This is a genomic window from Kitasatospora sp. NPDC005748, from assembly GCF_040630735.1.
Taxonomy (GTDB): Bacteria; Actinomycetota; Actinomycetes; order Streptomycetales; family Streptomycetaceae; genus Kitasatospora.
Genome location: NZ_JBEXYD010000159.1, coordinates 1 through 1312, shown reverse-complemented (window position 1 = coordinate 1312; position 1312 = coordinate 1). Strand labels below are relative to the sequence as shown.

The following is a 1312-nucleotide window of genomic DNA, read 5'->3' as shown; positions in this document are numbered from 1 at the left end:
CTTGGGTTTTAAGGGTCGTTGCAACACCCCAGCTGAGGGGTTGCGATGGACTTCGAGATTCGTGGGGACCGGAAGCCGCAGGGGCCCAGGAAGCTCCGTGTCGAGCGGGAGGAATACTGCCGACTCGTGCAGCAGGGCTACAGCAACAAAGAGGCGTCCCGGCTCGTGGGGGTCCACGAGCGGACCGGCCGTGAGTGGCGCCACGGCCGGCCCGAGGGCCGCGTGAAAAGGCCGAGGCCGCCCGCGCAACCGGCGCGGGCGGCCGTCTCCTCGCCGCCCGGGCCGTCCCGGTACCTGCGCGAGGACGAGCGCATCCATATCGCCGACCGGCTGCGCGAGAAGGCGACCGTCCGCGCGATCGCGTCCGAGCTGGGCCGCAGCCCCTCCACGGTCAGCCGGGAGATACGCCGCAACCGCCACCCGGACAGCGGAAGTTACCGCCCGCACGCGGCCCAGGCCCGCGCCGACGCCCGCCGGCCCCGGCCCAAGCCCGGCAAGATCGCCCGCAACGCCGAGCTGCGGGAGGTCATCCAGCACCACCTGGACAAGAAATGGAGTCCCGAGCAGATCTGCCAGGCTCTACGGGACACCTTCCCCGACCGGCCGGAGATGCACGTGGCCCACGAGACCGTCTACCAGGCCCTCTACATCCAGGGCCGGGGCGAGTTGCGGCGCGAGCTGGCCGGCGCCCTGCGCAGTGGCCGGGCACGACGCGTCCCCCACCGCCAGGCCGCCGCGCGCAGGCCGCGCTTCGTCGACCCCATGGTGATGATCAGCGAGCGCCCCGCCGAGGTGGCGGACCGGGCCGTTCCCGGCCACTGGGAGGGCGACCTGATCCTTGGCAAGGACGGTGCCTCCGCGATCGGCACCCTGGTCGAGCGACACACCCGCTACGTGATGCTGCTGCACCTGCCGAACGGCCGCACCGCCGAACACGTGCGCGACGCTCTCGTGGAAACCGTCCAGACCCTGCCCGCCCACCTGGTGCGCTCGCTCACCTGGGACCAGGGATCCGAGATGGCCTCGCACGGCTCCTTCACCGTCGCCACCGGCGTCCCGGTCTACTTCTGCGACCCGGCCAGCCCCTGGCAGCGCGGCTCGAACGAGAACACGAACGGCCTGCTGCGACAGTACTTCCCCAAGGGCACCGACCTGTCCGCCCACGGCCCCGACCAGCTCGCGGCCGTCGCCGCCGAACTCAACGGCCGACCACGCAAAACGCTCGGCTGGGAAACCCCAGCCGAGCGCCTGCATAAACTCATCGCGGCCTGATCAAACCGACCACGTGTTGCAACGACCCCTAGAAACCGCC

1 protein-coding gene is annotated in these 1312 nt (G+C 71.2%); it reads left to right on the top strand.

The genetic code is table 11. The annotated features are described in order from the left end of the window. Positions 1-45 precede the first annotated feature (45 nt). Entirely contained in the window at positions 46-1272 is a 1227-nt protein-coding gene (locus ABZ495_RS37050; RefSeq protein ID WP_359840394.1) for an IS30 family transposase, read from the top strand. The last annotated feature ends 40 nt before the right edge of the window (positions 1273-1312 follow it).